This window comes from Vibrio sp. 1727 (genome assembly GCF_033344415.1).
GTDB lineage: Bacteria > Pseudomonadota > Gammaproteobacteria > Enterobacterales > Vibrionaceae > Vibrio > Vibrio alginolyticus.
Map to the genome: position 1 here is coordinate 1 of NZ_JAWPOT010000491.1, position 579 is coordinate 579.

1 protein-coding gene and 1 pseudogene are annotated in these 579 nt (G+C 47.0%); both read right to left on the reverse strand.

Annotated features, from left to right (window positions below; translation table 11 throughout):
• The coding region (locus R8O10_RS26530) for a copper chaperone PCu(A)C (RefSeq protein ID WP_318192140.1) at positions 1-276 on the reverse strand (276 nt) is incomplete at its 3' end.
• A gap of 90 nt (positions 277-366) precedes the next feature.
• Positions 367-579 (reverse strand): annotated as a pseudogene (locus tag R8O10_RS26535) (hypothetical protein); the annotation flags it as partial.

Sequence of the window (579 nt, forward strand, 5' to 3'; positions counted from 1 at the left end):
GATTTTAATCATCTTCATTACACCGTCTTCGTTCGCGTGAGTGTGGATCTCCACGCGGCCAGCGATTGGGCTTTCTGCTGCGATCAACGCGTCTTCCGTATCCCCATGGTTGGTCAGCTGAAAGAATCCGCCAATAACAGGGGCATTTGGTGGCGCTTCACGACTCCAAGGATGATCGATATGAATTTTTCCGGCTTCGTAATCGTGAGCAAGGCTCATAGGGCTAGCAATGAGAGCGATAAGTGACAAAGTGGCGATTTTCATTTGTTTAAGCATGTGTATTTTCCTTTTAAATAGAATGACTTCCCGAGCAAAAGCTCCATGGGATAATTGTTATTATTGTGAGCCTGAGTTCTTAAAGAACCATTAGGCAGGAAAAACACAAGGAGGGGATTGCTTTGGTGCGATATGCTGGTAAACCAATCTGCCGCATTGAGCAAAATGGTAGGGCGTGAGCGCGTGTTTAACGCGGCGTAACCACTGAATGGTGGCAAGATAAAGCCCAACCGCGACAAGCAAGAAAAATTGCACGGCTTGCAGCAGTGGACATTCAAACTGGAAACCGTCGTGTAGCTTCAA